Origin of the sequence: Varunaivibrio sulfuroxidans, assembly GCF_029318635.1 — a bacterium.
Taxonomy (GTDB): domain Bacteria; phylum Pseudomonadota; class Alphaproteobacteria; order Rhodospirillales; family Magnetovibrionaceae; genus Varunaivibrio; species Varunaivibrio sulfuroxidans.
The window spans coordinates 1,765,723-1,789,695 of sequence record NZ_CP119676.1 but is presented as its reverse complement, the minus strand read 5'-3'; the positions used below and the strand labels follow the sequence as shown (position 1 = coordinate 1,789,695).

Genomic DNA, 23,973 nt, shown 5'->3' with positions numbered 1-23,973 from the left:
GCTCGCGACCGTTTCGGCGCGGCGAAACCGGCGACGTCGGTAACGGAAGGCTGGCGAGCGACCCGAACGGAAACTCGTTGCGGCTGCTTCCTTCCGGACCTGACCGGATTGGCGAGGCGTTCGTCCGCCGCCAACCTTCCTGGGCGGCACTATACCAATCCCGGGATCGAACCGAAAGCCTTTAAAAGGAGGAAAAACGGACACGAACAATACGCCGCGATCATGGCTCCAAAAGATAGGCCGGCGGCTCGTCGATGACGACGGTCCCGCTTGGGATTAGGCCGCCCAAGAGGGCGAAGGCGTTGTCGTAATACGTGTATCGCCCGTCATGGGCGGCGATGAAGCGCCAGGTGACGGTTTGCCCCGCCTTCAAGGTGACGGTATTGACGCAGTCCCGACCCGTCTTCCCGCCGCCGGGACGCAAGGTGTCGGTGAGCACGGCGCGGGCGAAGCCCGGCGCGGAAAAATAATGCGTTTGCGTATCGCCGTTGACCAGACTGAGGACGTAGGGGCGGCCTTGCACGAAATGCTGAACCATTGGCGTATATTCACCTTGGCGGACCCGGATGCGGATATGTTCGGCCTGTTTCCAGTTGACCTTGCCAAGCGCCCCGGAGCTGTCGGTCGGGCACGCCGCGCTCAACGCCCGTACGGAATCGGGCACTGCGGAACAGGCCGCGAGCAACGCGCCCGCCGCGATCATAACCGCTATGGAACAACGCGAGAACATGAAGGTGGGGTCTTTCCTACCAAAAAATATCGGCGCTTGGGCCGGAAAAAACGATCGTGGCGAATCACGACGAATGACGAATAACGCGGGTCAACCAAAGCGGGTTGTCGGCGACAAAATTAGCAGGTGACGGACGGGCGACCAAGGCAAAACTTTGACAGCGTTCGGCGATCGTGGTTGGCTGCTTGAGAATCTGCGTTTAAGGCGCATTTTCATTTTTCCTTGAGGGATACTCCTCCAGAATGCGGGGTTGCCGATGTCGATGTCATCGAGGCGGGCTTCATTTTCTACCCACGGCGTCGCCTATGGTGGTGGGACGTTGGATCGCGCCGTGTTGCAAAGGCGTGACGCGGCGTGGCTTGACGAACGTTTGCATCGACGCGACACGCGCGTCATCGCGGTGTGGCGCGGGCTGCACCTGATCCGCGACGTCAACGGCGTTTCGCCCAGTGCGGTCATGTTGACGGGGGCGCACGCTCGTGGCCTGCTGCGTATCGCCGATACCCTCGCCCTGCTGGGGGTCAAGGACGACACCGCATATTTTTGCGTGGACGTATCCTCCAAGGAGGCTCTGGAGTTGACCCCGTTGATGGGACAGGCGCGCTTTCAAGAGTTGCGCGAGGTGGGTGTGGCGCTGGACCCTTTCGAGGCGAATCTGCTCGCCCATGGGCGGGCGTTGATGCATTGGCACCGGATGCAGTCCTATTGTTCGCTGTGCGCCCAGCGCACCGAAAGCATCCACGGCGGGGCCGCACGGCGCTGCGTCAATCTCGACTGCGGCCATGAATTTTATCCCCGTCTCGATCCGGCGGTAATTGTTTTGGTGACTCGCTCGGGTCCGGAAGGCGGGGCGTGTCTGCTGGCGCGCCAGTCGCCTTGGCCCAAGGGCATGTACGCCGTTCTCGCCGGCTTCGTCGAGCCGGGGGAAACCCTGGAAGACGCGGTTCGCCGCGAGGTCGCGGAAGAAACGTCGGTGCGCGTCGGCGCCGTCGCCTATCACAGCTCGCAGCCGTGGCCGTTTCCGGGTTCGGTGATGATCGGCTTTCGCGCCGAGGCGCAAAGCGTGGGCATCACCCTCAACGACGGCGAGTTGGAGGACGCACGCTGGTGTACCCGGGCGCAAATTCGCCGGTTCCCCGAGCGCGGCCTTTTCCTGCCCCGCCCCGACAGCTTGGCCCACCTGTTGATCGACCAATGGATGGCCGAGGGCTGACGGCGAGGTTGCACGGGGGCGTCAGTTTGAGTTGTTTTGGGTCTCCCGGAAAGGCGCGGCGGGATAAACGCCGAGGATCGCCATCTCGTGGGTGAAGAAATCCAATTCCTCGAACGCCAGACGCATGGATTTTTCCTCGGGGTGGCCCTCGACCTCGGCATAAAATTGCGCCGCTTGGAAGCTGCCGCCGACCAGATAGCTTTCCAGTTTGGTCATGTTGACCCCGTTGGTGGCGAAGCCGCCCAGCGCCTTGTATAGGGCGGCGGGCACGCTTTTAACGCGAAACACGAAACTGGTTACCGCCGGGCCGCCCGCGGCATCGGGAATTTGCGCCTCACGAGCCATGATCAAGAATCGCGTGGTGTTGTGCTTGGCGTCCTCGATATTGGCGCGCAACACGTCGAGGCCGTAAATCTCCCCGGCGAGTTTGGCCGAGATCGCGCCCTGGCTCTTGTCGCCGCGCTGGGCGATCATCTCCGCCGCGCCCGCGGTGTCGGCATGGACCACGGGGCTGACGCCCAAGGCGCGAATCGTACGGCGACATTGGTTGAGGGCGTGAACATGGCTATGGACGTGAGTCAGCTCGTCGATCGTCGCACCGGGAACGCCGAGCAGATAATGGTCGATGCGCTGAAAATGCTCGGCGATGATATGCAGGCCGGAATTGGGCAGCAAGTGGTGAATATCGGCGACGCGCCCGGCGACGGTGTTTTCGATCGGGATCATCGCCAGGCGCGCCCGATGGGCGTGGACCGCGGCGATGGTGTCCTCGAAGGTGGCGCACGGCAGGGTGTTCATATCGGGATGGACGCTTCGGCAGGCAAGGTCGGAATTGGCCCCCGGCGCGCCTTGAAAAGCGATGGTGTTGGCGGCGGTGGTTTGGGCGTCGGCCATTGGGCGGCTTCCTATTTTGTGTCGAGCATACGTCGGGCGCGTTCTAGGTCGGCGGGAGTATCGACACCGAGGGGAACCGTGTCAACGCGTACCGCCTCGATCCGCATGCCGGCCTCAAGCGCCCTGAGCTGTTCGAGTTTCTCGCGGGCTTCCAGAATTCCCGGTGGCAGGGCGACGAACCGCTCAAGGGCTTCGGTGCGGAAACCGTACAATCCGATGTGATGGTAAAGTGGGCCGGGGCCCGTCGGAATGCGGGCGCGGGAAAAATACAGCGCCCGCCCGCCGCGCCCGCCCGCCGGGATGGCGACGACGGCCTTGACCACGTTGGGGTTGTCCGCTTCATCGGGGTCACGGATTTCGGCGATCAGGGTGGCGATATCGACGCCGTCCTCGCCCAATGGGTCGAACACGGCGCGTACCGTCGCCCGTTCGACCGTCGGCAGGTCGCCCTGAACGTTGATCACCGCGTCATGGCGGCGCTCCGGATCGATCGCGCGCAACGCTTCGTAAATTCGATCCGATCCCGAGGCGTGGTCGGCGCGGGTCATCACCGCCGTCGCGCCGCAGGCGCGCGCCGCCCGGTAGACGGCGTCCTCGCAACAGGCGACCACGACGGGCCCGACATCGGCTTCGCGGGCGCGCTCGACCACGTGGGCGACCATGGGGCGACCGTGAATATCGGCCAAGGGTTTTCCCGGCAATCGGGTCGAGGCCATTCGAGCGGGAATGATGACGATGGGATTTTTTGGACGGCGCAAGGTGATGCCCCTTTGAAAACGAGGAACCAAGACATCATATCCCACCCTAGGAGGCAAGCGTTGATATGGAGCTCCAGCACAAATTATTGCGAAAATCTGCGGTTCTCTATAGAGTTCGCATAGGGGCGGTGGCGGATTTTTTTATAGGCGTGCGGGGGCGACGAAATACAACTTTTACCGTCACAAGGCGCTCGGGGGTTCAAGAATGACGGGATGTTGCCGCCGCGCCCGGACGGTTAAGTCGTTAGGGCTTATCCCCCAATGATGTATAGGGCGGGGTTACGATCATGAAAATTATGACGAATGTTGTCGCGGCGCTGGCGTTGACGGCTCTTGTTTTCGTTCTTGCCAATTTTTTCGGCGATATCGCGATACCACCCCAAGGGCCGGTTGTGGGCGTATCGACGGTCGAAAAAACGAGCACGCCGCCGACCGATAAACCGGCGGTCGATAAGCCGGCGGCCGAGAAGACGCCGACGGTCGATACCGCTTCCGAGGCGGCCTCTCAACCCTCCACGCCTCCCGCCTCCACGCCTCCCGCCTCCGCGACGCCGCCAACCCAGGCGGGTTCCACGCCGGCGCTTGGCGCGACGGCGCTGGTCGCGGGCGATCCGGTGCGGGGAAAGAAGATTTTTCGCAAATGTATCGGGTGTCATTCTTTCGCCAAGGGAGACAGGGTGCGTACCGGCCCCAATTTGTGGGGAATCGTCGGACGCAAGAAGGCCTCGGCGGAGGGCTTCAAGTATTCCCTAGCCTTTAAGGCCCTTACCGGCGTATGGACACCCGAAGATATCGACGCCCTGATCACCAACCCGCGCGTCTTCGCCAGCGGCACGAAAATGACCTTCGCCGGCCTGAAAAATTCGCAAGACCGGGCCGATGTAATCGCTTTCTTATCGACACTCAAGGACTAAGGATAAGGTTTTTCGATGCTCGAACTTGCCCCCTACGTCGCCCTGGCCGAGCGTCTGGCCGAAGTTTCCCAGCCGATCGCCCTCAGCTATTTTAGGGGGGCGTTCGCCATCGACACCAAGGACGACGCCTCGCCGGTAACCGTCGCCGACCGACAGTGCGAGCAGGCGATGCGCGCGTTGATTAACGAAACCTTTCCCGATCATGGCATTCTCGGCGAGGAATTCGGAAACGAGAACGTGGACGCCGAGTTCGTCTGGGTGCTCGACCCGATCGACGGCACGCATTCCTTCGTCACCGGAAAACCTTTGTTCGGCACCCTGATCGCGTTGACCCGGCATGGCGTTCCGGTGCTCGGGGTGATCAATATGCCGGCCTTGAACGAGCGCTGGGTCGGCGTGTCGGGACGCAAGACCACTTTCAACGGGCGGGATGTGACGAGCCGAGCCCTCACCAACCTTGCCGACGCTTGGCTTTATGCGACGACGCCCGATATGTTCGCCGGTCCCGACGCCGCCGCCTTCCGCGCGCTTAGCGCGGGCTGTCGGCGCACCGGCTACGGCGCCGATTGTTACGCCTACGGCCTGCTTGCCAACGGCACCGTGGACGTCGTTTGCGAGGCGATGTTGCAGCCTTACGATTATTGCGCTCTGGTCCCGGTTATCGATGGGGCGGGCGGGCGCGTCACCGATTGGTCGGGAAGCCCGCTGACGATCGCCTCCGATGGGCGGGTTCTGGCCGCGGGAGACGCCCGTATCCACGAAATTGGACTGTCGGTCCTTGCCGCCCATGCGGCGCATAAAAAAAACAAGGTGGCGTTTTGAAAGAAGACACCCCCTATCAGGGGAAACTGCTGGACATTATCAGCAACATGGTTTGCGTGTGCTCTGGCGAGACGATCGCGTGGATCAATCCCGCGGGCGTTAAGATGCTCGGGGCGGGTAGCCCGGATGCGGTTGTCGGCATGTCGTTCAGCGCTTTGGTGAGTTCCGACTTCGCGGATTTGATCGCCCTTGGTCTGGACGCTTTCGCCGAGGAGGACGCCGGGGTGCCGTTGAAATTAATTCCGCTGAGCGGACCGCATATCGACGTGCAGATGCGGGTGACCCGCATTGAGGGAATCGCCGACGGCACCTTTGTCGTCGAATGCCGGGACATTACGGAATTTATTCGTTCCGCTGAACAGGCGCGACAGCGCCAACAACGGCTGTCGGGCATTTTGGACGCGATGGCCGAAACCGTGATCGTGATCGATCAGGACGGAACGATTACTTCGTTCAATCCGGCGGCGGAAAATATGTTCGGCTATAGCGCCCTTGAGGCGGTGGGCAAAAACGTTGGGCTTTTGATGCCCGCGCAGCACGCCGCGCAGCACGACGGCTATCTTGCGCGCTATATCGAGACCGGAGAAAAAAAAGCCATCGGGAAGGTTCGGGAACTGGAAGGGCAGCGCAAGGACGGGAGCATTTTTCCGATCGAAATCGCGATTTCGGTGTTGCATGAAGGGGGGCGGCGCGTCTTTACCGGCATTATCCGCGATATCACCGAACGCAAGCGTGCCGAGGCTCAAATTCGCCACCTTGCCCATCACGACCCCTTGACCGGCTTGCCCAACCGAAATCTTTTTCAAGAACGCCTGGAGCGTGCGATAAGTCGGGCCGAACGGGCGGGAAATTTTGCCGTTTTGATGTTTGTCGATCTCGACAAGTTCAAGCCGATCAACGATTCCTTGGGACACGAGGCGGGGGACATCGTGCTCAAGGGGGTTGGCGAGCGGCTCGGCAATTGCGTGCGTTCGTCCGATACCGTGGCCAGGATCGGCGGCGATGAATTCGTGCTGATTCTTGAGGCGATGGACGACTGGAGCAACGCCGCCCCGATCGCGCAAAAAATTATTGATTGTCTGGTCGAACCGTTCCAGGTGCCGGGAACGCAGTGCGCCGTCGGGGCGAGCATCGGCGTCAGCGTTTATCCGGTTGACGCCGACACCCCCGAGGGCCTGATCAAGGCGGCCGACGAGGTGATGTACCGGGTCAAGGCGGAGGGTCGCAATAATTTCAAGTTTTACACCGACCCCAGCTCGGCGGTAGCCGTGGGTAAGGCTTCGTCCAGGGCGAAGACCTGACGCGGAGATACGGAGAAACGATGCCGGCGCGAGAGCGGGACAGGACGCCGTGGATTTTGTCGCCATATTTTTTCCATCATCAATGCATAGCGTTGGCGAGGCTTTGTCCCAAAGTTCGCCCGTGAGGGCATCTGAACCTTGATCTAAGGGCGGACTGGCCCCACTATTGCCGGGCGCAACCAAGCGCCCCCCAGGAGATTTTGTCCCATGCCCTTGCGATCGCGCCTATCGTTTCCGACACGCGTCGCCGTCATGACGGCGGTTCTGATGTGCGCCGCCTGGGCGTTTTCTCGCGTCGGGTTCGCAGGTGGGACGCAATCGCCGTCCGCCGCGAAGGTCTCCGCGACCGTCGCCCCGCGCCATGCCCTGGCGATGTTCGGCGCCCCCAAGTATCCCGCCGGATTCGCCCATTTCGATTACGCCGACCCCAAGGCGGTCAAGGGCGGGAGCGTTCGCCTCGCCGCGATCGGCACCTTCGACAACCTCAATCCTTTCATCCTCAACGGCGTCGCCGCCGCCGGGGCGGGGCTGCCGTTCGAAACCTTGACCGTGAGTTCCGAGGACGAGCCGTTCTCCGTCTATGGCCTGCTCGCCGAAAGCATGCAGGTCCCGAAGGACCGCTCCTGGGTGGCGTTCACCCTGCGCAAGGAGGCGCGCTGGCAAGACGGCGCGCCGGTCACGACGGACGACGTTATCTTCAGCCTCAATATCCTGCGCACCAAGGGCCATCCCTTTTACCGCTCGTATTTCGCGCGCATCGACAAGGCGGTAAAGATCGGCCCGCGTACGGTGAAGTTTATTTTCAAGCCGGGATCGAACCGCGAATTGCCCCTGATCGCGGGCCAGTTGCCGATTTTGCCCAAGCATTATTGGCAGGGTCGTGATTTTTCCAAGACCACGCTGGAGGCGCCGTTGGGGTCGGGTCCGTACCGGGTCGCATCGGTCGATCCGGGGCGCTCGGTCACCTATGCGCGGGTGAAGAATTATTGGGGCGCGAAGCTGGGCGTCAACGTGGGGCAGAACAATTTCGGCGCCATGCGTTACGATTATTACCGCGACGCCACGGTGGCGTTGGAAGCCTTCAAGGCGGGCGATTACGATTTTCGCCAGGAAAACATCTCGAAAAACTGGGCCACCGCCTATACCGGCCCCGCCGTCGCCAAGGGTCTGATCCGGCGTGCTTCGATCGCCAATGAGCAGCCGACCGGAATGCAGGGGTACGTTTTCAACATTCGCCGTCCCTTGTTCAAGGATCGGCGGGTGCGTGAGGCGTTGACTTACGCCTTCGATTTCGAATGGACCAACAAAAATCTTTTCTATGGTCAATATACGCGTACGGAAAGTTATTTTTCCAATTCCGAACTGGCCTCCAGCGGGCTGCCCAAGGGGCGTGAATTGGCGATTTTGGAGCGCTACCGCGGCAAGATCCCGGACGCGGTCTTCACCCGTCCATTTCATGCTCCGCGTAGCGACGGCACCGGATTTAACCGCAAGAACCTGCGCATCGCCGCCAAACTTTTGCAACAGGCGGGCTGGTCGGTCAAAAACGGCGTGCTGACGAACGAGAAAACCAACCAGCCGTTTCGTTTCGAAATCCTGATCTCGCAACCGGCGTGGGAACGCATCACGCTGCCGTTCATCAAAAACCTCAAGGTCCTGGGCATCGACGCTCGGCTGCGCGTCGTCGATAGCGCCCAGTACATCAAGCGCAGCGAAAGTTTCGATTATGACATGATCGTCGATGTCTTCGGCGAAAGCCTGTCGCCGGGCAACGAACAGCGCGACTTTTGGGGCTCGCAATCGGCCGATCGACGCGGCGGGCGCAACACCATCGGCATCAAAAATCCGGTGATCGATGATTTGGTCAATCTCGTCGTTTCGGCGAAAACCCGCCGGCAGCTGCTTGATCGCACGCACGCCCTGGACCGGGTCTTGCTTTGGGAATATTACGTCATTCCTCACTGGCATTCGCAGGCTTTTCACGTGGCGTACTGGAATAAATTTTCCCGGCCCAAGGTTTCACCTAAGTATGGGTTGTGTTTTTCGTGCTGGTGGGTCGATCCGCAAAAGGCCGCTCACCTAAAAGCCCTGAAGAAGGCGTTGTAACGTTCATGCTCGCCTATATTATCCGCCGCCTCGCTTTGATGGTGCCGACCCTACTCGGCATCATGGTGATTAATTTCGCCGTGGCGCAGGTCGCCCCCGGCGGTCCGGTCGAGCAAATGATCGCCAAGATAAAAGGCGAGACGGTCTCGGCGACGGCCCGTTTCGCTTCCGGCTCCGGCGGCGAAACGCAAGGCGGCGCGTCCGCCGGCAAGGTGAAAGGCGGCGCGTCCGCTCAAGACACGGTTAAATACCGCGGCGCGCAAGGACTGGACCCCGGGGTGCTCAGGGAAATCGAGGTCCGCCTGGGCTTCGACAAGCCGCCTCTCGAACGCTTTTGGCTAATGATGAAAAGTTATCTGACCTTCGATTTCGGCAAGAGCTTCTATTCCGATCGCACGGTGTCGTCGCTGTTGCTGTCCAAAATGCCGGTTTCGATCTCGCTCGGGCTATGGACGACGTTGCTGGTCTATATGATCTCGATCCCGTTGGGTATCGCCAAGGCGGTGCGCGACGGGAACCGTTTTGACGTCTGGACTTCGGTGGTGATTATCGTCGGCTACGCGATTCCGGGGTTTTTATTCGCCATTTTGCTTGTCGTTTTATTTGCCGGAGGAAGCTTCCTCGACTGGTTCCCACTGCGTGGATTGACCTCGCCGAATTGGGCGCAACTCGATTGGCCGGCGCGTATCGCCGATTATTTCTGGCATATCACGCTGCCGATCCTGTCGATGGTGATCGGCGGTTTCGCGGGCCTGACCATGCTGACGAAAAATTCGTTCATGGCCGAGATCGACAAGCAATACGTGGTTACCGCCCGCGCCAAGGGCTTGACCGAGAGGCGCGTCCTTTACGGCCATGTTTTCCGTAACGCCATGCTGTTGGTGATCGCCGGGTTTCCCGGGGCGTTCATCGGCATTTTGTTCACCGGGGCGATGTTGACGGAAATTATCTTTTCCCTCGACGGCCTGGGATTGTTGGGCTTTGAGGCCATCGTCAACCGTGATTACCCGGTGATGTTCGCCAGCTTGTATCTGTTCACCCTGCTTGGGCTTTTGCTCAATTTGGTCAGCGATTTGACCTATCATATGATCGACCCGCGCATCGATTTTGAAAGCCGGGGAAGCTGATGGCGGCGTCGGGCGACAATATGACGCCGGAAATGGGGCTGCAAACGGCGCCGGAAACGGTGCGCCCGCCACGCCTTTTCGGGATCAAGGTGTCGCCCCTGACGGCGCGCAAATGGGCGAATTTTCGCGCCAACAAACGGGGCTATTGGTCGCTGTGGATTTTCCTTATCCTATTTTTCGTTTCGCTGTTCGCCGACGTCCTCGCCAATGACAAGCCATTATTGGTGCGCTACGACGGGGCGTTCTATTTTCCCATCGTCACCGCCTATCCGGAAACCGCCTTTGGCGGCTTCTTTCAGACCGAGGCCGATTACCGCGACCCGGAAGTGCAATCGCTGATCGACGCCAAGGGATGGATGATTTGGCCGCCGATCCGTTATAGCTACGACACCATCAACTACGCCCTGACCCAGCCCGCCCCGGCCCCGCCGAGCGCGGCCAACTGGCTGGGCACCGACGATCAGGGCCGCGACGTGCTGGCGCGCCTGATTTACGGTTTTCGCATTTCGATTTTGTTTGGCTTGACGTTGACCGCCCTCAGTTCCGTGATCGGGATCGCCGCCGGGGCGGTGCAGGGATTTTACGGCGGCCTGGTCGACCTTTTGTTTCAGCGCTTCATCGAAATTTGGTCGGGTCTGCCGATGATGATGTTGCTGATTATCCTGGCCAGCGTCGTCGAACCCAATTTCTGGTGGCTGCTGGGAATCATGCTGCTGTCGTCGTGGATGGGGCTGGTCGGCGTGGTGCGCGCCGAATTCTTGCGCGCGCGCAATTTCGATTATGTGCGCGCCGCGCGCGCCCTTGGGGTGTCCGGTCCGCGGATTATGTTCCGCCACATCCTGCCCAACGCCATGGTGGCGACGATCACCTTCCTGCCGTTTATCCTCAGCGGCGCGATCACCACCCTGACCGCGCTCGATTTTCTCGGCTTCGGTCTGCCGCCGGGCTCGCCGTCGCTTGGCGAACTGCTCAACCAGGGCAAGGCCAATCTACAGGCCCCCTGGCTGGGGATATCCGCCTTTATCGTGATCGCCCTGCAATTGACGCTGCTGGTGTTTATCGGCGAGGCCGTCCGCGACGCCTTCGATCCCAGAAAGGACGCGTCATGAGAAAGGACCCCGCATGACGGCCCTGCTTGAGGTGGAGAACCTGCATGTCTCGTTCGGCCGCGGCGCGCAGGAAGTGCGCGCGGTCAAGGGCGTCTCGTTTCAAATTGAACGCGGCGAAACGTTGGCCCTGGTCGGCGAATCGGGGTCGGGAAAATCGGTCAGCGCGCTGTCCTTAATGCAATTGTTGCCTTATCCCCCGGCGCACCACCCTGACGGTTCGGTCCGCTTCAAGGATGAGGAGCTGATCGGCGCGCCGCCCGCCCGCCTGCGCGCGCTCAGGGGCAATCAGGTGGCGATGATCTTCCAGGAACCGCTCAACAGCCTCAATCCCCTGCACAATATCGAAAAGCAGATCAGCGAGGTCCTGCTGGTGCACAAGATGATGAGCGTCCGCGACGCCCGCAAGCGGGTGATCGAACTGTTGCACATGGTCGGCCTGCCCGAGGCCGAGGGACGGCTCAAATCGTTGCCTCATGAATTTTCCGGCGGCCAGCAGCAACGGATCATGATCGCCATGGCGCTGGCCAACGAGCCCGATCTTCTGATCGCCGACGAACCGACGACGGCGCTCGATGTCACCGTGCAGGCCCAGATATTGGCGTTATTAGAGGAGTTGCGCGATAAACTGTCGATGGCGCTGTTGCTCATTACCCACGATCTGGGGATCGTGCGCCATGTCGCCGATCGGGTCTGCGTGATGACCGACGGGCGCATTGTCGAACAGGGGGACACGGCGCAAATTTTCACCGCGCCGCAACACGATTATACGAGGCATCTCTTGGCCTCCGAACCTAAGGGCCGTCCCGGGTCTGCCGATCCCGCGGCCCCCGAAATCGTCAGCGGGCGCGCCGTCAAGGTCTGGTTTCCGATCAAAAGCGGCGTTTTTCGCCGCACCACCGATCATGTTAAGGCGGTGGACGGTATCGATCTGACCCTGCGTGAGGGGCAAACCCTGGGCGTGGTTGGCGAATCGGGGTCGGGGAAATCGACTCTGGCGCGCGCGCTTATCCGACTCGAACACGCGCAGGGCGCGGTGACGTTTGCCGGTGTCGATGTCTTGGGCGCGGATAAAAAAACGCTACGTACCCTGCGCAAGGATATTCAGATGGTGTTCCAGGACCCTTACGGGGCGCTCAACCCGCGCCTGCCGATCGAGCGCATCGTCGGTGAGGGACTACAGGTCCACGCCCCCGAGCTGTCCGCCGCCGCGCGCCGCCGCCGAGTCGTTCAGGCGATGGAGGAGGTCGGCCTCGATCCGGCGTGGCTGGTGCGCTACCCCCACGAATTTTCCGGCGGTCAGCGCCAGCGTATCGCGATCGCCCGCGCCCTTGTGCTCAAGCCGCGCTGCCTTATTTTAGACGAACCGACCAGCGCCTTGGACATGTCGGTCCAGGCGCAGATCGTCGATCTTCTGCGTGACCTGCAAGAACGCCATCGCCTGTCATACCTTTTCATCAGCCACGACCTTAAAGTGGTGCGCGCCCTGGCCCATGATATCCTCGTCATGCGCCGGGGCCGGGTGGTCGAGGCGGGCAGCGCCGACGCCGTCTTCGCCGCCCCCAAGGAGGCCTATACTCAAACCCTGATGACCGCCGCGTTCGAGATGGGCGGTGAACCGGGGGGCCAGTGAACCGGGGGGTTCGCCCCAACCCACGAGGAGATTGCGATGCTGATCGAACACCTAGGCTACAGCCCAAACATAGACCCCACGGCGCGCATCGCCCCCACGGCGGTGATCTGCGGCGACGTCACCGTCGGGCCGCGCTGCTCGATCGGTTTCGGTGCGGTGCTGACGGCGGAAAGCGGGCCGGTCGTCATCGGCGCCGATGGCGTGATCATGGAAAACGCCGTGATCCGGGGGGTGCGGAACTTTCCCGTGCGCATTGGCGATAACGTGCTGATCGGGCCGCACGCGCACGTCAGCGGCGCGCAAATCGCCGCCCGCGTTTTCATCGCCACCGGGGCCAGTGTCTTCAATGGCGCGCGCATCGGCGCGGACGCCGAAATTCGCATCAATGCCGTCGTTCACGTCAACACCCGGATCGCGCCGGGGGATCACGTTCCGATCGGCTGGGTCGCGTTGGGCGATCCGGCGCAAATCTTGCCCCCCGGCGACGCCGAGGCGATCTGGGCGGCGCAGGAACCGCTTGATTTTCCGCGCACGGTGTTCGACATTTCCCGCCCGCCGCCGGGGCAAAGCGCGATGGAGGCGATGACCGCCCGCTACGCCCGGGCCCTGGGCAAGCACAAAGACGACACCGTTTTATGAAGGCGGCGCTTTCCGGGGCAACGGGGGGCGGAGACCGCAAAGGGAAACACCATGAACCTGCTTTATATCAGCCCCGAAAAGCCCGACATTTGGCGCGACGAAATCGCCCGTCAGATGCCGGACGCCGATTTTCGCGTCTGGCCGGACGAAATCGGCGATCCCGCCGAAATCGATGTAATTTTGTGTTGGCGACCGCCCGCGGACGCGCTGCGCGGCTACCCCAACGCCAAGTTGATTTATAACCTGGGCGCGGGAATCGACGCCCTGATGAGCGATCCCACGGCGCCCCGGGATATTCCGGTGGTGCGTCTGATCGACCCCCTGCTGACGGCGGGGATGACCGAATACATGGTTTATTGGACGCTGCATTTTCACCGCAACTTCCAGCGCTACGCCGCGCAGCAAAAGGACCATGTCTGGCGTTCCCTGCCCGCCGCCAGTACGGCGGGTCGCCGGGTCGGCGTCCTGGGCCTCGGAGAGCTGGGGGCCGCCGCCGCGCGCGCCCTGGTGCGCCTGGGCTTTGGCGCGGTCGCCGGGTGGAGTCGCACGCCCAAGACCATCGATGGCGTCGAGAGTTTTTCCGGGGCGGGCGACCTGAAGAATTTTCTCGGGCGTACGGAAATTTTATTATGCCTGCTCCCGTTGACGGACGAGACCCGGGGGATCGTCAACCGCGACACGCTCGCGGCGTTGCCCCGGGGGGCGTGCCTGATCAATGCCGCGCGCGGCGCGCATGTCGTTGACGAAGACCTGTTGGCGGCCTTGGACGGCGGGCATATCGCGGGGGCCGCCCTGGACGTGTTCAATGCCGAGCCGTTGCCCGCGGACCATCCCTATTGGCGTCACCCCCGGGTTTACGTCACGCCGCACAACGCCAGCCTGTCGATCCCCGAGGCGGCGGTCGGCGAAATCAAGTCCAATCTCGCGCGGCTGAGCGCCGGGGAGCCGTTGCTGGGGCGGGTCGATTTCGATCGTGGGTATTGACGGCGCCGGGTGTCGCCGTCACGGGCGCATCATCGACAGCGGCAGGATATCGTCGCTGAGCACCGGGTAACTCCGGCTGTCGAAGAGTTGGTAGTGCCACCATTCATTGCGATAAAAATCCCAGCCGGCGGTGGTCATCAGACCCATTAGAAGGAGCCGGTTTTTCTGCGCCTCGGGGGAAATGTCCATGTTACCGTGGTGCGAACGGGGGCTGAAGGCGTCGAAATCGGTGCCCATGTCGAGGGGGCGCCCGTCGTCGAGCAACGTCAGGTCGATGGCGACGCCCCGCGAATGGGGCGAACCGCGCCGGGGGTCGGCGATAAAGTCGGGATCGGGGGTGTGCTCCCAAAGCTTCCATTGCGCCTCGCTGGGGCGGAAGGCGTCGAAGATGCGTAGCCGCAGACCCTGCGCGGCGGCCAATTCGACGGTCTGACGCAGGCGGGCCTCGGCGTCTTTGTGCAGCCAACATGCGGCGCGGGCGTAAACCGGTGCGTGGGTAAAATTGGCTGTCGTCGCATAGGCGATGGCGATGTCAACGTCATGGTGTTGGGTGGAAATTTCGATCAGGGGAAGGGTCATGGTGCGAGCGTATCCAAGTTGGCGCTTTATTGGAGGGACAAAGGGCAGTATAACCACGCCGCCCGCGGGAGGAAGTCCCTTTCCGTCGTCGCGCCGACGGGGGCAAGCGTGACCGCCGCAGGCCGGCGATGGTGGAGTCTGGACATTCGTGAGAGATCTATTGTGTTCGATACCCAAGGAACGGAACGCCATTGTCGTGATTCCGGCCGGATTCGCGCATGGCGAAGTGATGGCCGCGGTGCACGGCGCCGCATTCGATCGACCGTGGGATGCGCCATGGTCAAGCGCCGCGATCACGGACCTGCTGGTCAGTCCCGGCGTATACGGTTTTGTCGCCCAAATTCAGGTTTCGAGCAAGCCCGCCGAGGTCCTCCAAGCGCCCGAGGCCACCCCGGTGGGCATGATCTTGTCCCGGATGGTGGCCCAGGAGGCGGAGATTTTGACCATTGCCGTGACGCCTTCGGCGCGTTGGCGCGGTGTTGGCGCGGCTTTGCTGGAGGCAAGTATAAAACAAGCAAAAAAACACGGTATAATTGAAATATTTTTAGAAGTTTCTGAAGTTAATGTGGTCGCGCAGAGGCTGTACCATGGCGCGGGTTTTTTAGATTGTGGAAAACGTCCAGGATATTATCGGCATTCCGAGGGCGCTCATGATGCTGTCGTGATGCGCCGCAGTCTTGATGGAAGCGATAAAAAAACACCTATTACGTGCGTTTAATGCGTAAAAGATACGCCCCGAGAGCGTCGTGGCCCGGCTTTTCCGGCTCTAGGGAAAGGACAGTGTGACCGTGGTCGGTTACCGAGCGGGGAACATTTTTTAGAGGCTCTTCGCCACGTAGGCGAATCAGAGCAATTTCCCCGGGAGACATTTTTTCCAAGAGAAGTTTTGTCCGAACAAAAGTCATCGGACACATTTCATTTGTAATATCCAGGAAAACGTCTTCGTTTTTTTCTTTTTCTCTGGTCTTCATGGTCTGATCTTCTTGCAAATTTCACTTGTCCGTGTAATAAACTATACAGTATAAATTTCTTATGGGGCTTGCCTGGTCTTTAATAAAGGTCGCCCCTAATAACCGATAGAATGCATGGGAACGTGCGCGCAATGAACGATAATCATAACGCCAATGAATTGCTTGAGTTGACAACCGAAATCGTCGCCGCTCATGTCAGTAATAATTCTGTTGATGTTAGCGACCTTCCACAACTGATTCAGGAAATATTTGGGACTTTGTCGTCCCTTGGGGGGCAAATACAACCATTGGAAAAGCCCCGTCCTGCAGTTTCCGTGAAGAAATCCGTATACCCTGATTACATCGTTTGTCTTGAAGATGGCAAGAAGTTAAAGATGCTCAAGCGCCATTTAAAGACGGCCTACGACATGACGCCGGAAGATTATCGCGAGCGTTGGAATCTGCCCGTCGACTATCCCATGGTTGCGCCTAACTATGCCAAACATCGCAGCGCCCTGGCGAAAAAAATTGGCCTTGGCACCAAGCCTCGCGGCAAGGCGCGCGCCAAATAACGCGGTTTTCCGCTCCATCATTTGAGTGTGTGTCCTCGTGGATCGCTCCACCTTGTGCGGGGCGTCTGCGTGTGGCGTTCCGCGTGGAATTAGGGGCGTTCCGACCGCGCCGCGCCGCGATGGGGCGGGGCCGTTTTTTGCCGTAGGGGCGTTGAGGGTATTTTCGTATTCTCCTCGGGGGTGTAAGGTGGCCGCGACGGCTTGCACGGGAGACCCCCGGGATACCCCCCGGAAAACCCCATCGCGTACGGGAGACCCCATTGCGTTCGGTCGGTCCGTCTTTATGCGCACGGCTCTCTTTATGGAAAAATCATGATGCCTTCAACGGAAAAAAATATATCGCGAATCGAAGCGCTTTGCATCGAAAGAAATATGAAAATGACCGACCAGCGCAGGGTTATCGCGCGGGTTTTGTCCGACGCCAAGGATCATCCCGACGTGGAAGAGGTATACAATCGCTCTACGCTGATCGACCCCAACATCTCAATTGCGACGGTGTACCGCACGGTGCGTATGTTCGAAGAAGCGGGGATATTGGATAAGCACGACTTTGGCGACGGTCGTTCTCGTTACGAAGAGGCCACCGAGGAACACCACGATCACCTGATCGATATTCAATCGGGACGCGTGATCGAGTTCTTGAACGATGAATTGGAGGCCCTAAAGGACAAGATCGCTCACGAGCATGGGTTCACCCTGGTGGGGCATCGTCTTGAACTGTACGGCGTCCCGGCCCAAGACGCCCAAGATAAAGACTAGCGGTTTGAGTTTAACATTTGAGTCCGATGCAATTGGACACAAATGTGTGAAGAAATCAAACTGCAACAAAAAGATAGATAGTGGTCGGCCCGATGGTTCGCGGGAGCGAAACGTCGGAGTCGGTCCACTAGGTCCTAGCCCTAAGCTTTCCCTCCCGCCGCCTCGCCGGGTACAGGAGTGGCGGCGCGAAGATGCGCTCCGCTTCGGGCGGAGGGGTGGCGCCGAAACCGATCTTTATGCGTCCTCGCGCGGCGACTTTTCTTGACTTGCAAGGCCGCAGTGCTAGGTTTCAGCTGGAATCCGGGATTTTCGCCGCAATAGTGAGCTCGCCATGACCTTGAGACAAGCGCAAGATCGACATGAGACGCGCGTAAGATAAGGCTCCGCGCGTTGGCGGATTTGGTTTTCCAGGATCGGTTTTTCAAATTTTTAAATGAACGGGAACGAACGCCCCTTGGCGAAAAAACTGTATATTCGCACCTTCGGGTGCCAGATGAACGTATACGATTCGGCGCGCATGGCGGATGTGCTGGCTCCCTTGGGGTATGTCCCCGTTGATCAGCCCGACGACGCCGACATGGTGATTTTGAATACTTGCCATATCCGCGAAAAGGCGGCGGAGAAAGTATTTTCCGATCTGGGGCGCCTGCGCGCGTTCAAACAGCGCAAGGCGAGCGAGGGTGGAACGATGGTGCTCGCCGTCGCCGGGTGCGTAGCCCAGGCCGAAGGCGCCGAGATCGTGCGCCGCGCGCCCTATGTGGACATGGTGTTCGGGCCGCAGGCTTATCACCGTCTGCCGGAAATGGTCGCCCGCGCCGCCCGTGCAGGCGGCGCGGTGCTTGATACCGATTTCCCCGAGGAGAGTAAATTCGACCACATGGTCGCACCCGAACGCCCGGCGACGCCCGGCGCGGACGCCAGCAGCGCCTTTTTGACCATTCAGGAAGGCTGCGACAAATTCTGCACTTACTGTGTCGTGCCTTATACCCGAGGCGCGGAATATTCCCGCCCCGTCGCCGACGTTTTGGCCGAGGCGCGACGCCTGTGCGCCCGAGGGGCGCGGGAAATCACCTTATTGGGGCAAAACGTCAACTGTTATCACGGTCGCGCCGTCGATGGTCGGGAATGGGGATTGGGGCGGTTGGTCCGCGAACTGGCCGAGATCGAGGGGCTGTCGCGCATTCGCTACACCACGTCATATCCCGCCGACGTCGATGATGACCTGATCGCGGCCCATCGCGACGTTCCCCAATTGATGCCCTATCTGCATCTGCCGGTACAGTCCGGGTCGGATCGGATATTAAAGGCGATGAACCGCCGCCACGGCGCCGACGCCTATCGTGCGCTGGTCGAAAAATTGCGTGCGGCACGCCCCGATCTGGCGTTGTCGAGCGATTTTATCGTTGGCTTTCCCGGAGAAAGTGATCGTGATTTCGAAGATACGTATCGTTTGGTCGAAGAGATCGGCTTCGTGCAGGCCTATTCGTTCAAGTACAGCCCCCGTCCAGGCACCCCCGCCGCCGATATGGCGATGCAAGTCGAAGAGCCAGTCAAAGGCGCCCGCCTGACCCGGTTGCAGGATCTGCTTAACGCGCAACAGCGCCGTTTCAACGCCGATTGCGTGGGCCGTCGGATGGATATTTTGTTCGACCGTTTGGGCAAACGCGCGGGACAGCTCGCCGGGCGCAGCCCCTATATGCAACCGGTCATCGTCGATGCTTCGAAGAGCCTGCTGGGCGGGGTCGCCGCGGTGCGCATTACCGACGGTCACGCCAACTCCCTGGGCGGCCTTTTGGTCGAGGACGAAGACCGGGACGGGGTCCGGAAAAAGGTGTGCGCGTGAGCCGTTCCGTGAAAACATCCACCACCCCGCGCAGCCCGGCGTCGGCGCAGGCGGTTTATCGCCGGACGTTCGAGGACAACACCCTCGCGGTGCAGCTTTTCGGGGCGCACAACGCCCATCTGGCTCGGGTCGAAGAGGCGTTGGGCGTGCATGTCGAAAACCGCGGCAATACGCTTTCGGTCAGAGGTTCGGAGGACGCCATCGCCCGGGCGGCGAAGGTTTTCGAAGGGTTGTACCGGCGTCTGGAGCGGGGTAAGTCCATCGATTCCGACGATGTCGATGCCGCCGTGCGTCTTTCCGTTCCCGGCGGTGGCGTCGGCGATTTGAATATCGAGGTGCGCACCAAAAAACGCCACATCACGCCGCGTTCGCCGACCCAGGCCGATTACCTGCGCGCGATCGACGCCAACGAACTGGTTTTCGGATTGGGTCCGGCGGGAACCGGGAAGACCTATCTGGCGGTCGCCAAGGCGGTGGAGCGGCTGGTCGGCGGCGAGGTCGATCGCATCATCCTGTCGCGCCCGGCGGTCGAAGCCGGCGAGCAGCTCGGCTTCTTGCCCGGAGACATGCGCGAGAAGGTCGATCCTTACCTGCGTCCGTTATACGACGCCCTGTACGATATGCTGCCCGCCGAGCAGGTCGTCAAACGCCTGGAGAACGGCGAGATCGAGGTCGCCCCCCTGGCCTTCATGCGCGGGCGAACGCTGGCCAACGCCTTCGTTATCCTGGATGAGGCGCAAAATACCTCGGCCGTGCAAATGAAGATGTTCTTGACCCGTTTGGGGGAAAACGCGCGCATGGTGATTACCGGCGATTTGTCTCAGGTCGATTTGCCGCGCGGGGTGCGTTCCGGGTTGCGTGACGCCTGCGACACCCTGGATGGGGTGGCGGGCGTCGGCTTCGCCCATTTCACCGCCGCCGACGTCGTGCGTCATCCTTTGGTGACGCGCATCGTCAACGCTTATGACGCCGCCGAGGAGAAACGTCATGCCGGCGCGCGCTATGCCCATGAAGAGCCTGAAAAGGAGCGGCCTCGGGGCCGACGTAACGGTGCCGACGGATAACGTGTATTTAACCTCGCCGCCCGCAAGCCACGTCGAAGACGGCGCCGCCGAACTTGAGGTGGATGTCGTCGTGCGCGCCGGGGACTGGGAGCGCGAACCGGCGGATTGGTCCGCTCTCGCCGATGCGGCCTTGTCGGCGGCGTTTTCGATCGCTCTCAAGGACAAAGCCGCCGTGGCGATCGAGGGTGATGGGGCGGGATGGGGCGACGCCCCGCCGAGGCAGGGCGAAGTCTGCGTAGTGTTGAACGACGACGACGGCGTTCGCGCCTTGAACCGGCAGTGGCGCGCAAAGGACCGCCCCACCAACGTGTTGTCTTTCCCCGCCATGGGCGACGCCGTTCCCTCGGATGCAATGCCGTGGTTGTTGGGCGATATCGTTCTCGCCCTGGAGACGGTGGTCCGCGAGGCGCGCGAACAGGGCAAAACGGTTGAGGCGCATTTTAGTCATCTCTTGGTTCATGGTATGCTGCATCTGTTGGGTTTCGATCATGAAACGCCACGTCAAGCGGCCCGGATGGAGCCGCTTGAAGTCGCTATTTTAGCGACTTTGGGCATTGCCGACCCTTATCCGCAATGCGATGAAGGATAGATGAGGAGATGACCGACACGCCCCCCGACACTCCGACACCCCCCGACACTTCGGCGTCCCCCGACACTCCGACGCCCCCCAACACTTTGGCGTCCCCCGACACTTTGGCGTCCACGACCTCGAATGCCCAGGCCTCGCCGACCGATGGCCCGTCTTCTGCGTCTGGAGGACGTTCGGGGTTATGGCGGCGCTTGATTTCCCTGTTCGCGCCGGCGCGCGGCGATGGCGAACACGGCGTGCGTGAAACCCTGGAAGAATTGATCGATCGCCACGAAGACAGCGCTCAGCCGATGGGGGATGACGAACGGGCCTTGTTCTCCAACATCCTGCAAGCCCGGGGTCTCGATGTCGAGGACGTGATGATTCCCCGCGCCGATATCGTCGCCATCGAGTCGGAGGCCCGCGTGCATGATGTTATTGCGGCGGTCGCCCGGCATGGTCATTCGCGTTATCCGGTCTATCGGGCGAATTTGGACGATGTTATCGGGATGGTCCACATTAAGGACGTGTTGACTCGTGGCGGCGACGGGTGCGCCGACGAGGATGCGGCCATCGGCGATCTGTTGCGCAAGGTTTTGTTCGTTGCGCCGTCGATGCAGGTGTTGGAACTGTTGCTGGAAATGCGGGTCAAACGCTGCCATTTGGCGTTGGTGGTGGATGAATATGGCGGCATCGACGGTTTGGTGACGATCGAGGATCTTGTCGAGGTGATCGTCGGAGAAATAGAAGACGAGCACGATCGCGAGGAGGCGCCGCCCCTGCTCAAGCGCGCCGACGGCGCCATCGACGCCAGCGCGCGGGTGGATATCGAAGCCCTTGAGGAAGCCATCGGCCCGTTTGTCGATGAGGATGAGCGCGAGGATTTCGACACCCTCGGCGGTTTGGTCTTTTCTTTGGCGGGTCGCGTGCCGATTCGGGGCGAAATTTTGCGTCATCGCGCCGGGGTGGAATTCGAAATTCTCGATGCCGATCCGCGGCGGATTAAACGGGTTAAGGTCTCGCTGGCGCAGGGCGTCGATCGGGACCGCGAGGCGTCGTGATCGGGGCGAAGCGGATATGTCGCGCGGGATGGGCGCAATGAGCCTGGTCGGGGTGCGTGCGTGGTTCGTCGGTCTGCCGCCCTGGCGGCGGCGGTTGGCTCTGGTCGTTTGCGGAGCGGCGGGGGCGCTGGCGATGCCGCCGCTTTATCTTTTCCCCCTGCTGATCGTGGCGTTCGTCGGGTTGTTCTGGGCGCTTGACGCCGCGCCCGGGGTCCGCCGGGCGTTCGCCGTTGGGTGGTGGTGGGGGGTCGGACATTATGCCGTCGGCCTGTATTGGATTTCGGCCGCGCTGTTGGTCGATCCGCAAAAATTCGCCTGGTTAATACCGTTTGCGGTTGTTGGATTTTCCGTCGGCATGGCTTTGTTTCCGGCGATGGTGGGGCTTTGCGCCCGGCTCTGGCGTCCGACCGGCCCGGCCGCCCAGTTGATCTGGATGGCGGCGCTTTGGGGCGCTTTCGAGTGGGTGCGCAGTTGGGCGTTCACCGGCTTTCCGTGGAATCTGATCGGGACTATATGGGCCTTTTCCGACGCCATGATTCAGCCTGCGGCATGGATCGGTACTTATGGCCTGGGCATGATCACTGTCCTGGCGGCGACGGCGCCCGCCATTTATGGTTTTTCCCGCCGGCGGCGAGCCGACCGGACGGTGGCGTTCGTCGCTTGGCTGGGGTTGGCGGCGTTGGGCCTGGCCGGATGGCTGCGGCTGGATTTGGCGCATATCCGCTTTTTCGATGGCGTGCACTTACGTCTGGTGCAGCCCAATATCCCCCAACGCTTGAAATGGGTGAGGGGACTGCGCAACGGTCACGTCCTCGAACAGGTGGCCATGAGCCGACGCCCCCCGCCGCCGGGGACGCCGCCGCCGACGGCGGTGATCTGGGCGGAAACGGCGGTGCCTTATTTTCTGGACGGCGATCCCGTGGTGCGGGCGGAGGTCGCGCGCGCCGCCCCGCCCGGCGGGGTCCTGATTACCGGCGCCGTGCGCACCGCGATCGGCAAGGACGGCAAGCGCCGGGTCTGGAACAGCCTTGAGGCGATCGATCGGGCCGGACGCATCGTGGCGACCTACGATAAGACGCATTTGGTGCCCTTCGGAGAATATGTGCCCTTTCGTGGGATATTGCCGATTGAAAAAATTACCGCGGGTCAGGAAGATTTTTCTGCGGGGACTGGGCTGCGCACCCTGCGCATGTCCGGTATTCCCCCTGTAGGACCCTTGATCTGTTACGAGGTGATTTTCCCCGACCGTGTGACCGACCCCACAGACAGGCCGGCATGGCTGTTGAATATTACCAACGATTCGTGGTACGGGCGCACCAGCGGTCCCTATCAGCACTTGGTCAGCGCGCGTATGCGCGCGGTCGAGGAAGGGCTGGCGATGGTGCGTGTCGCCAATACGGGAATCTCCGCGATTATCGACCCTTACGGCAGAGTGCGCCATCATTTGGCGTTGGGGCGCGCAGGCGTCATCGACGGTCGACTGCCGCGAGGGGTCGGTGCGGTCCCGCTATACGCGCGCTACGGTAACGCCGTGGTGTTGGCGATTTTCCTTGCCATGGTGGGGGTTAGCGGCGTGTTATCGAGGCGCGTGAAAGTTTAACGTGTACTTCCGAAATGATGGGTTCCGCGCGCACTCGCATATCATTGTATGATTTTTCTCGCTTGACCTGAGGGATATGACTGGTTATTCAGCCCCCACAACCCCACATGTCTAGCAAGTCAGCGTTAAGACAAAGTTGTAAATATGTTGCATCCCCCCCTGCAACTAAGAAATGAAAGAAAAGCAAAAGATGAATGCACCCATGTTGGCGTCCAGCGCCTCAGCACAAGACAATACGGGCCCCCAGGCTCGCCCCGTCGGCGTCCCCCGCCCCGTTGACGTTCACGTCGGCGCGCGATTGCGCCAGCGCCGCACCTTGATCGGCATGAGCCAGGAGAAGCTGGGCGAAGCGGTTGGCCTGACCTTTCAGCAAATTCAGAAATATGAACGCGGCGCCAATCGCATCGGCGCTTCGCGTCTGTTCGAACTGTCGCAGATTCTCGACGTTCCGGTGTCGTACTTCTTCGAGGATATGTCGAACGAGGTGAAAAAAGCCGCCGTCAATGGTCAGCGCACGTTGCCCGAAACCTCCGAGGCGAGCGAGAGCGATCCTTTGATGCGCCGCGAAACCCTGGAATTGGTGCGCGCCTACTACCGTATCGAAGACCCTAAGGTGCGCAAGCGCCTGTTTGAATTGGCGAAGGCCATCGCCAACGGCGAACAGATGGACTGAACCGTTCGAACGTCGGCGCGCGTCCATGGGCGATGCGCACGATCAAAGTTCCAAGGAGGCGGCTTTTAAGGTCGCCT

24 protein-coding genes and 1 other RNA gene are annotated in these 23,973 nt (G+C 61.0%); 19 read left to right on the top strand and 6 right to left on the bottom strand.

All coding sequences use genetic code 11. The features are described from left to right. Nucleotides 1-45 precede the first annotated feature (45 nt). Nucleotides 46-136: signal recognition particle sRNA small type (gene ffs, locus P3M64_RS08450), an RNA gene on the bottom strand. Nucleotides 137-220: 84 nt separating this feature from the next. Next, the gene (locus P3M64_RS08445; protein WP_132937751.1) at nt 221-730 is read right to left on the bottom strand and encodes a cupredoxin domain-containing protein; all 510 of its coding nucleotides are present in this window, start codon (nt 728-730) and stop codon (nt 221-223) included. A gap of 256 nt (nt 731-986) precedes the next feature. Between P3M64_RS08445 and nudC the strand changes: the two genes are divergently transcribed. After that, nucleotides 987-1,943 carry an NAD(+) diphosphatase gene (gene nudC / locus P3M64_RS08440; RefSeq protein ID WP_132937752.1) on the top strand — a complete coding sequence of 319 codons (957 nt, stop codon included), beginning with the start codon at nt 987-989 and terminating at the stop codon, nt 1,941-1,943. A gap of 21 nt (nt 1,944-1,964) precedes the next feature. Here nudC and P3M64_RS08435 read toward each other — a convergent pair whose 3' ends face one another. Together P3M64_RS08435 and P3M64_RS08430 are read right to left on the bottom strand one after the other, a co-directional pair. Beyond that, nucleotides 1,965-2,837 carry a prephenate dehydratase gene (locus tag P3M64_RS08435; RefSeq protein ID WP_132937753.1) on the bottom strand — a complete coding sequence of 291 codons (873 nt, stop codon included), beginning with the start codon at nt 2,835-2,837 and terminating at the stop codon, nt 1,965-1,967. Between the two features lie 11 nt (nt 2,838-2,848). Next, complete coding sequence (locus tag P3M64_RS08430; protein WP_243644690.1) at nt 2,849-3,553, bottom strand: 3-deoxy-manno-octulosonate cytidylyltransferase; 705 nt, start codon at nt 3,551-3,553, stop codon at nt 2,849-2,851. A 329-nt stretch (nt 3,554-3,882) separates the two neighbouring features. On the opposite strand from P3M64_RS08430, the gene P3M64_RS08425 reads away from it, so the two are divergent. The 9 genes from P3M64_RS08425 (at nt 3,883) to P3M64_RS08385 (ending at nt 14,227) form a co-directional block, all read left to right on the top strand. Next, entirely contained in the window at nt 3,883-4,509 is a 627-nt protein-coding gene (locus P3M64_RS08425; protein ID WP_132937755.1) for a c-type cytochrome, read from the top strand. 15 nt (nt 4,510-4,524) lie between these two features. Then, nucleotides 4,525-5,331 carry a histidinol-phosphatase gene (gene hisN / locus P3M64_RS08420; protein WP_132937756.1) on the top strand — a complete coding sequence of 269 codons (807 nt, stop codon included), beginning with the start codon at nt 4,525-4,527 and terminating at the stop codon, nt 5,329-5,331. Next, nucleotides 5,328-6,632 (top strand): diguanylate cyclase domain-containing protein, encoded by a 1,305-nt coding sequence (locus P3M64_RS08415; RefSeq protein WP_132937757.1) that lies wholly within the window; start codon nt 5,328-5,330, stop codon nt 6,630-6,632. Before hisN ends, P3M64_RS08415 begins: the two co-directional genes overlap by 4 nt. 207 nt (nt 6,633-6,839) lie before the next feature. Then, nucleotides 6,840-8,738: an extracellular solute-binding protein gene (locus P3M64_RS08410; RefSeq protein WP_243644674.1), complete on the top strand. Its 1,899-nt coding sequence runs from the start codon at nt 6,840-6,842 to the stop codon at nt 8,736-8,738. 5 nt (nt 8,739-8,743) lie between these two features. Beyond that, the gene (locus P3M64_RS08405; protein WP_132937758.1) at nt 8,744-9,865 is read left to right on the top strand and encodes a microcin C ABC transporter permease YejB; all 1,122 of its coding nucleotides are present in this window, start codon (nt 8,744-8,746) and stop codon (nt 9,863-9,865) included. A gap of 32 nt (nt 9,866-9,897) precedes the next feature. Beyond that, entirely contained in the window at nt 9,898-10,974 is a 1,077-nt protein-coding gene (locus P3M64_RS08400) for an ABC transporter permease (RefSeq protein ID WP_132937926.1), read from the top strand. A gap of 13 nt (nt 10,975-10,987) precedes the next feature. Then, nucleotides 10,988-12,604, top strand: coding sequence for an ABC transporter ATP-binding protein (locus P3M64_RS08395; protein ID WP_132937759.1), 1,617 nt, complete (start codon nt 10,988-10,990; stop codon nt 12,602-12,604). A 36-nt stretch (nt 12,605-12,640) separates the two neighbouring features. After that, the gene (locus tag P3M64_RS08390) at nt 12,641-13,243 is read left to right on the top strand and encodes a gamma carbonic anhydrase family protein (RefSeq protein WP_132937760.1); all 603 of its coding nucleotides are present in this window, start codon (nt 12,641-12,643) and stop codon (nt 13,241-13,243) included. Nucleotides 13,244-13,294: 51 nt separating this feature from the next. Next, entirely contained in the window at nt 13,295-14,227 is a 933-nt protein-coding gene (locus P3M64_RS08385; RefSeq protein WP_132937761.1) for a 2-hydroxyacid dehydrogenase, read from the top strand. Nucleotides 14,228-14,245: 18 nt separating this feature from the next. On the opposite strand, the gene ddpX is transcribed toward P3M64_RS08385, so the two are convergent. Then, complete coding sequence (ddpX, locus tag P3M64_RS08380) at nt 14,246-14,806, bottom strand: D-alanyl-D-alanine dipeptidase (protein WP_132937762.1); 561 nt, start codon at nt 14,804-14,806, stop codon at nt 14,246-14,248. Between the two features lie 148 nt (nt 14,807-14,954). Here ddpX and P3M64_RS08375 point away from each other — a divergent pair, with 148 nt between their 5' ends. Next, nucleotides 14,955-15,524 (top strand): GNAT family N-acetyltransferase, encoded by a 570-nt coding sequence (locus P3M64_RS08375; RefSeq protein WP_207893082.1) that lies wholly within the window; start codon nt 14,955-14,957, stop codon nt 15,522-15,524. On the opposite strand, the gene P3M64_RS08370 is transcribed toward P3M64_RS08375, so the two are convergent. Then, nucleotides 15,511-15,777 (bottom strand): sulfurtransferase TusA family protein, encoded by a 267-nt coding sequence (locus tag P3M64_RS08370; RefSeq protein ID WP_132937763.1) that lies wholly within the window; start codon nt 15,775-15,777, stop codon nt 15,511-15,513. The two genes, P3M64_RS08375 and P3M64_RS08370, sit on opposite strands and share 14 nt — an antisense overlap. Nucleotides 15,778-15,908: 131 nt before the next feature. Here P3M64_RS08370 and P3M64_RS08365 point away from each other — a divergent pair, with 131 nt between their 5' ends. From P3M64_RS08365 to P3M64_RS08330, 8 genes are all read left to right on the top strand, one after another. Beyond that, on the top strand, nt 15,909-16,328 hold the full coding sequence (locus P3M64_RS08365; protein ID WP_132937764.1) for a MucR family transcriptional regulator: 420 nt from the start codon (nt 15,909-15,911) through the stop codon (nt 16,326-16,328). A gap of 372 nt (nt 16,329-16,700) precedes the next feature. Next, nucleotides 16,701-17,087: a Fur family transcriptional regulator gene (locus tag P3M64_RS08360; protein WP_243644675.1), complete on the top strand. Its 387-nt coding sequence runs from the start codon at nt 16,701-16,703 to the stop codon at nt 17,085-17,087. A 454-nt stretch (nt 17,088-17,541) separates the two neighbouring features. Then, nucleotides 17,542-18,930: a tRNA (N6-isopentenyl adenosine(37)-C2)-methylthiotransferase MiaB gene (gene miaB / locus P3M64_RS08355; RefSeq protein ID WP_132937765.1), complete on the top strand. Its 1,389-nt coding sequence runs from the start codon at nt 17,542-17,544 to the stop codon at nt 18,928-18,930. Beyond that, a complete protein-coding gene (locus P3M64_RS08350) occupies nt 18,927-19,994 on the top strand; it encodes a PhoH family protein (protein WP_407702151.1) in 1,068 nt (355 codons plus the stop codon). Before miaB ends, P3M64_RS08350 begins: the two co-directional genes overlap by 4 nt. Next, nucleotides 19,918-20,583: an rRNA maturation RNase YbeY gene (ybeY, locus tag P3M64_RS08345; protein WP_276157012.1), complete on the top strand. Its 666-nt coding sequence runs from the start codon at nt 19,918-19,920 to the stop codon at nt 20,581-20,583. Before P3M64_RS08350 ends, ybeY begins: the two co-directional genes overlap by 77 nt. Before the next feature lie 8 nt (nt 20,584-20,591). Beyond that, nucleotides 20,592-21,623 (top strand): hemolysin family protein, encoded by a 1,032-nt coding sequence (locus P3M64_RS08340; RefSeq protein ID WP_132937766.1) that lies wholly within the window; start codon nt 20,592-20,594, stop codon nt 21,621-21,623. Between the two features lie 28 nt (nt 21,624-21,651). Further along, nucleotides 21,652-23,223: an apolipoprotein N-acyltransferase gene (lnt, locus tag P3M64_RS08335; protein ID WP_276157011.1), complete on the top strand. Its 1,572-nt coding sequence runs from the start codon at nt 21,652-21,654 to the stop codon at nt 23,221-23,223. A 202-nt stretch (nt 23,224-23,425) separates the two neighbouring features. Continuing rightward, complete coding sequence (locus P3M64_RS08330) at nt 23,426-23,896, top strand: helix-turn-helix domain-containing protein (RefSeq protein ID WP_132937931.1); 471 nt, start codon at nt 23,426-23,428, stop codon at nt 23,894-23,896. Nucleotides 23,897-23,973: the final 77 nt, after the last annotated feature.

Coding starts and splice junctions, on each gene's coding strand:
- P3M64_RS08390 (WP_132937760.1), top strand. CDS start 12,641: ATGCTGATCGAACACCTAGGCTACAGCCCAAACATAGACCCCACGGCG.
- P3M64_RS08425 (WP_132937755.1), top strand. CDS start 3,883: ATGAAAATTATGACGAATGTTGTCGCGGCGCTGGCGTTGACGGCTCTT.
- P3M64_RS08410 (WP_243644674.1), top strand. CDS start 6,840: ATGCCCTTGCGATCGCGCCTATCGTTTCCGACACGCGTCGCCGTCATG.
- nudC (WP_132937752.1), top strand. CDS start 987: ATGTCGATGTCATCGAGGCGGGCTTCATTTTCTACCCACGGCGTCGCC.
- ybeY (WP_276157012.1), top strand. CDS start 19,918: ATGCCGGCGCGCGCTATGCCCATGAAGAGCCTGAAAAGGAGCGGCCTC.
- P3M64_RS08365 (WP_132937764.1), top strand. CDS start 15,909: ATGAACGATAATCATAACGCCAATGAATTGCTTGAGTTGACAACCGAA.
- hisN (WP_132937756.1), top strand. CDS start 4,525: ATGCTCGAACTTGCCCCCTACGTCGCCCTGGCCGAGCGTCTGGCCGAA.
- P3M64_RS08370 (WP_132937763.1), bottom strand. CDS start 15,777: ATGAAGACCAGAGAAAAAGAAAAAAACGAAGACGTTTTCCTGGATATT.
- P3M64_RS08435 (WP_132937753.1), bottom strand. CDS start 2,837: ATGGCCGACGCCCAAACCACCGCCGCCAACACCATCGCTTTTCAAGGC.
- P3M64_RS08340 (WP_132937766.1), top strand. CDS start 20,592: ATGACCGACACGCCCCCCGACACTCCGACACCCCCCGACACTTCGGCG.
- ddpX (WP_132937762.1), bottom strand. CDS start 14,806: ATGACCCTTCCCCTGATCGAAATTTCCACCCAACACCATGACGTTGAC.
- P3M64_RS08330 (WP_132937931.1), top strand. CDS start 23,426: ATGTTGGCGTCCAGCGCCTCAGCACAAGACAATACGGGCCCCCAGGCT.
- P3M64_RS08395 (WP_132937759.1), top strand. CDS start 10,988: ATGACGGCCCTGCTTGAGGTGGAGAACCTGCATGTCTCGTTCGGCCGC.
- lnt (WP_276157011.1), top strand. CDS start 21,652: ATGGGCGCAATGAGCCTGGTCGGGGTGCGTGCGTGGTTCGTCGGTCTG.
- P3M64_RS08385 (WP_132937761.1), top strand. CDS start 13,295: ATGAACCTGCTTTATATCAGCCCCGAAAAGCCCGACATTTGGCGCGAC.
- P3M64_RS08405 (WP_132937758.1), top strand. CDS start 8,744: ATGCTCGCCTATATTATCCGCCGCCTCGCTTTGATGGTGCCGACCCTA.
- P3M64_RS08400 (WP_132937926.1), top strand. CDS start 9,898: ATGGGGCTGCAAACGGCGCCGGAAACGGTGCGCCCGCCACGCCTTTTC.
- P3M64_RS08360 (WP_243644675.1), top strand. CDS start 16,701: ATGAAAATGACCGACCAGCGCAGGGTTATCGCGCGGGTTTTGTCCGAC.
- P3M64_RS08430 (WP_243644690.1), bottom strand. CDS start 3,553: ATGGCCTCGACCCGATTGCCGGGAAAACCCTTGGCCGATATTCACGGT.
- P3M64_RS08445 (WP_132937751.1), bottom strand. CDS start 730: ATGTTCTCGCGTTGTTCCATAGCGGTTATGATCGCGGCGGGCGCGTTG.